Genomic DNA, 5,559 nt, shown 5'->3' with positions numbered 1-5,559 from the left:
CATAACAGTAGAGTCCGAACCACCTGGTGCAAATATTTATTTCAATGAGCAGAATATTTACCATTTAACACCATATACAATTAATTATGTTTCAGAAGGAACATATACAATACGAGTTTATCTTATTAGTTACAATGAAGTATCAAGAACGATTTATGTAGATGATGATACAGAAGTATATTTTAATCTTGAAACACCATCATATCCTACTCCAGAGATTTATATAACATCACCAACAAACGGAGAGATTATCACTGAGGACGAGTTCTTCCTATCTGGATATATTCAGAATTTTTCTGGAAGCTATACAATTCTCAATCTAAATGGAAATGAGCAAAATATAAATGTAGATAATTACCAAAATTTCCATGAGTATATTTCTATTGAAGAAACTTATAATGAATTCTTTCTAAGAGCAACTAATGATGACGGCAACACAGGTGTTTCTGATGTGTTTACAATATACAAGGATGAACAGGCATATGATTTACGAATTGAACTTCGCTGGGATACAGATGAAACTGATGTTGACCTTCATATTTGGGATCCTGATGATAATCATTGTTTCTGGAATGATAAAGATGCTATTCCATTTGGATATTTAGAACAGGATATTACAGATGGGTATGGTCCGGAAATATTCTATCAATCGCAGGTTTCTGATGGAGTATATATTGTTAAAGCAAATCTATATGATGGATATAGTGAAGAATATCCCACTTCTGCTGAAGTTGAGATTATTTTTAATGGAGAAACTACATATTTTGAACCTTATGAATTTACTGCTGATGGTGATGATGATGGTGCATGGTGGGATGTGACTAGTTTTACAATTATTGATACAAAATTATCTGTGGATCCTTCATTAGTTACAAAATATAGTATTAAGAAAGGTTTTGTAGAAAAATAATTTGGAATAAAACTCGACTCAAGTCATAACCCAACTCGTGTTTTATAGTTATATTTAACTTCTATCCGCCTTAAGTACAGCAAGGAATGCTTCCTGTGGAATACTTACCTGTCCAACCTCCTTCATTCTCTTCTTACCCTTTTTTTGTTTTTCAAGAAGCTTTCTTTTTCTTGTTATATCACCACCATAACATTTAGCCGTAACATCCTTTCGTAAAGCATTTATAGTACTTCTTGCAATTATTTTATTTCCAATTGCTGCTTGTATTGCAATCTTAAAGAGATGCCTCGGTATTATTTTTTTGAGTTCTTCCGTAATGCTTTTACCCCAAGCAAATGCTTTGTCTGAATGAGTGATAAATGACATTGCATCTACCTTATCTCCATTAACAAGAATATCAACCTTTTGGACATCAGAAATACGATGTTCTTTATAATCATAATCAAAAGAAGCATAACCTCTGCTGACAGATTTTAGTTTATCATAAAAATCAAAAAGTACCTCAATAAGCGGAAATTCGTAATGAATAGAAACTCTTTTTTCATCTAAGTATTCCAGATTTTTTTGTATTCCTCTTCTTTCTTGAGCTAATCTCATAATGTTGCCAATATACTCAGTTGGAACAAGAATTTCACAATCCATTATTGGTTCTTTTATATATTCTATCTCTCCAATCTCGGGCATAAGAGAAGGATTGTCTACAATAATTTCTTGGTAATTTTTCTTTTTTACAATAAATTCCACACTTGGAGTAGTAGAAATAATTGAAATTCCATACTCACGGTTTATTCTTTCTTTGAAAATTTCAAGATGTAACAGTCCGAGGAATCCACAACGAAAACCGAAACCAAGAATTAACGAATTTTCTGGTTCATAAACTAATGAGGTATCATTAAGTTGAAATTTTGCAAGAGCATCACGAAGATTATTGTAATATGCACCATCCATAGGATATATACCACTGAAAACCATCGGCTTGGGATTTTTAAAACCAGATAAGGGATTTGTAGTAGGATTTTCTGCAAGTGTTACAGTATCTCCAACCTTTGCTTCACGGACTCCTTTTACACCTGCAATGATGTAGCCTACTTCGCCTGAAGAAAGTTTATCGCATGGTTCCATTTTCAAACCAAAGTGACCAATATCTTCAACTTCATATATTTTATCTGTTGCAAAAAATTTTATTCTGTCACCTTTTATTAATTCACCATCAAATACTCGGATGTAAATTACAACTCCTCTATATTGATTATACTGAGAGTCAAAGATAAGAGCACGAGTTTCTTTGAATTTTGAAGGAGGTGGAGGAATTTTCTCTATTACTGCATCCAATAAAGGAGTAATTCCAATCCCTTCTTTTGCACTAACAAGGAAAATATCTTCCTCAAAAACACCAATAAGGTCAGAAAGGTCTTTTCTAACTTTTTCTACATTTGCAGAAGATAGGTCTATTTTGTTTATTGCAGGAATTATTTCTAAATTATGGTCAAGAGCGATATATAAATTACTTAAAGTCTGAGCTTCAATACCTTGAGATGCATCAACAAGGAGTATTGCACCTTCGCATGCAGCTATACTTCGTGAAACTTCATAGGAAAAATCCACATGCCCGGGAGTATCTATCAAATTTAATGTATATTCATTATTCGTATAAAAATATTTCATTCTTATAGGATGAGCTTTTATTGTTATGCCTCTTTCTCTTTCTAAATCCATATCATCAAGAACCTGTTCAAATGCGATTTTATTCACTGTATGAGTTACTTCAAGAAATCTATCTGCCAATGTAGATTTTCCGTGGTCAATATGTGCAATAATACAGAAGTTTCTAATATTTTTCTTTTTCATAGACACGATGCTAACCATTGAATGTGATTTTTTATGTCAAATTTTTTCTTTAATTTTAAAAAGTAAAAATATAGCAAACTCAGTAAGATTTACAGATAATAAGTCAGGGCAAAATTATAGGATTGTAGGTTGGGACATTTATAATTAAATTTTTATGTGCCTTTTTTTTGTTTTTCCAAAGCAGCTTTTAGATTTTTCTTTGTTCCTTCCGAGTTTGGCCATATTTTTAGAGACATCCGAAAATGGGAAATTGCATTTTGTAAATCATCTTTCATAAAGTATGCGCATCCAATGTCATGATGAATTTTTGCAAGTTCTATATCTTTATCAAGCATCTTTTGGAATATAGTGGAATCGTAATGCTTCTGGAGTTCTTCGGAATCTGCTTTCAAAAGTAGTCCATTTATTATTTCCGTAATTTCAGGATAATTAGAATATTTACGAATCTCTTTCTTTAACATACCTTTATAGCATATTTTTATATTTAATCTGTTATCTAATGCCTTATTAAAAGCTTTAATTGCAAGGTCCCATTTTTTCCTTTTTATATGAAGCTTTCCAATTTTGCTATATGAATTAAATGCAAAAGGGGCCGTTTCTGTCGATTTTGTGTAATATTTTATAGCTTCATCTATTTGACCAGTATTTTCGTAAATCTCTCCAAGATTATAATAAATCACATTGATATATTCCGAGTTTTGTTTAAGAAGTTTTTTAAAGATAAAAATTGCCTTATCATATAATTTCATTTGTGAGTAAGTTATAGCAAGATTTATATGTGCTCCATCCATGTTGGGTTGAATTTTCAGAGCTTGAGTATATGCAGATACAGCCGTTCTATAGTTTGCATTTTTGAGACAGTAATCTCCCATATCCTTGCAATTTTGTGCTTCAATATTTTTACCGGGAGTTGAAATACTTTGAAGCCAGGTTGGATGGATTAAGGAAATAACTCCAAAAGCAATAAGTAATCCCCAAATAGCAACTATGCAATATCTGATTACTTTATCTTCAGTTTGTGATGTCTTTTTTACCCTTCTCTGAAATTTGCGTTTCTTATCAGGAATTGTGGATAATATACAGGACATTATAGCCTTTCTTTTTTAGTTCATTAAATTTTTCGCATGCTTTTGGAGTCTTTAGAATTATGATTTGAAGAGGAAGTTTTGTTTTTGGATTGAATACGAACTGTGCTTCCTTTTCTTCAGGGAAGCCCTTGCCTCCTTTTCCATCACTGCCGCTTCCGATAAGAAGGATATCTTTTGAAAGAAGATAGATGGTATTGTATTTATCTGGATTATTAAAATAGATTTTTTTATCCACCAGTCTGAAAGTGCCGTTTGGATATATCACAATATCAAAATACGGTATAGGAATCCCTTTGTAAACTATAAATCCTTTGCTATTATTGATAATATTTCCGTTATGGTATTTGATAAAGAAAAAGCTCTGGAAGGCTACCAGAATAATTGCAATAGAAATAAATATGGTGCGATATATTTTCTTCTGAGAATTATGAAAAATAAAAAATAAGATAAAAAAAGCACCAATTAGTAATAGAACAGCAACGGGTAGATATTTTTTATTAGAAAGTATAGAGCTAATTAATAGAAAAAGATAGGCAAAAACCGCTTCTAAAAAAAGTAGTGAAAAAGGATTTTTCAAATAATCCCTGATTTTTCTCTGCTGTAGTTTCCAACCATTTCTGGTTATTTTCCCACTCTCAATGACAAAGAAAACTACAACCATTCCCATTATTGTGCCCCAGGCATCCTTGGCAACATCGCATATATCAAATATACGGCTGGAAATAAAAATCTGTATAACTTCGTCAAATGCTGAGGCGGAAAGTGCTGTAATAAAAGTATACAGAATAATCCGTTCTGATGGCAGTTCTTTCTGCTTTAAAAATCTATATATTATATAAGCAAAAATTCCATATGCAAAGTAATGCCAGTTATGTTGCAGTTCGTAGAATTTATGATGGAAATAATAATCAGTAGAACTCTGGCCTAAAATCATCATTAGAATGACAACAATGCATGCGAAAATGCGGAAACGAGTTATCTTATGACGAAAAACTACAAGAATAGCAATAACAAAAATGATGGCGATTGCCAAAATATATGGGACTTCTAACTTCCAAACATTAAAAGACAAATCGGAAGCCATTCCGATTGCTTGCTGCAAATAGTTTTGTATCAGTAAAAAAGGAGTAGCGATAAGAAGCAGAGCATATAAAATAAGATTGGTAACAGGAGAATAGAGTATTTGAACATTTTTCTTCATAGGTTTCTGCCACCGTCAGGGAGTGGTCCCTGACGGCTCCTTTTGTCGCATACTCGTCGGGGCGTACCCATCCGAAGCATGGCAGAGTCGTCACGGACCATTCCGTGACGAACATCCCATTTTTATCTGAAAAATAGCACACCCATCTACGCTAAAGCTACGCCGGACAGGCTGATGACACACCCTGTCCTCTCCGCCAGCTGCCTGTCCGCCGTCCCGATAAAATCGGGATGGAAGGCAGGGCGGATGTATATTTCATCTCATTTCTAACATGTTTTATCAGTTCATCGTCTGCTTTTTGGTTCTATCATAGGTAAAAAAATCTTGTTATCTTCTCGTCTAATTACAAAATTGTAAAGGCACTATTAAATTCTTTTAAATCTCCTCCTCAATTCATCAAAAGAAATTTCAATTATTGTTGGTCTGCCGTGTGGACAGAAAAAGGGATTTTGTGTTGCAAATAATTGATTTATCAATCCTAACATCTCTTTCTTGCTTAATTTCTGTCCAAA

4 protein-coding genes are annotated in these 5,559 nt (G+C 32.9%); 1 reads left to right on the top strand and 3 read right to left on the bottom strand.

The window, feature by feature from the left end; all coding sequences use genetic code 11:
* Positions 1–910, top strand: a 910-nt coding sequence (locus U9R23_07775; GenBank protein MEA3476321.1) for a PEGA domain-containing protein, incomplete at its 5' end; no start/stop codon positions are given.
* 54 nt (positions 911–964) lie between these two features.
* Here the strand turns inward: U9R23_07775 and lepA are convergent.
* The 3 genes from lepA to U9R23_07760 form a co-directional block, all read right to left on the bottom strand.
* The gene (lepA, locus tag U9R23_07770) at positions 965–2,758 is read right to left on the bottom strand and encodes a translation elongation factor 4 (protein ID MEA3476320.1); all 1,794 of its coding nucleotides are present in this window, start codon (positions 2,756–2,758) and stop codon (positions 965–967) included.
* Positions 2,759–2,910: 152 nt separating this feature from the next.
* Positions 2,911–3,846 (bottom strand): tetratricopeptide repeat protein, encoded by a 936-nt coding sequence (locus U9R23_07765; GenBank protein MEA3476319.1) that lies wholly within the window; start codon positions 3,844–3,846, stop codon positions 2,911–2,913.
* Entirely contained in the window at positions 3,818–5,047 is a 1,230-nt protein-coding gene (locus U9R23_07760) for a VanZ family protein (protein ID MEA3476318.1), read from the bottom strand. Before U9R23_07760 ends, U9R23_07765 begins: the two co-directional genes overlap by 29 nt.
* Positions 5,048–5,559: the final 512 nt, after the last annotated feature.

This window comes from Candidatus Cloacimonadota bacterium (assembly GCA_034722995.1).
Taxonomy (GTDB): domain Bacteria; phylum Cloacimonadota; class Cloacimonadia; order JGIOTU-2; family JGIOTU-2; genus JAGMCF01.
The sequence above is the reverse complement of the archived record's forward strand: the minus strand, read 5'-3'. Positions and strand labels throughout refer to the sequence as shown.

Excerpts from the sequence above, each read along its gene's own strand:
- lepA (MEA3476320.1), bottom strand. The coding sequence starts at position 2,758 with ATGAAAAAGAAAAATATTAGAAACTTCTGTATTATTGCACATATTGAC.
- U9R23_07765 (MEA3476319.1), bottom strand. The coding sequence starts at position 3,846 with ATGTCCTGTATATTATCCACAATTCCTGATAAGAAACGCAAATTTCAG.
- U9R23_07760 (MEA3476318.1), bottom strand. The coding sequence starts at position 5,047 with ATGAAGAAAAATGTTCAAATACTCTATTCTCCTGTTACCAATCTTATT.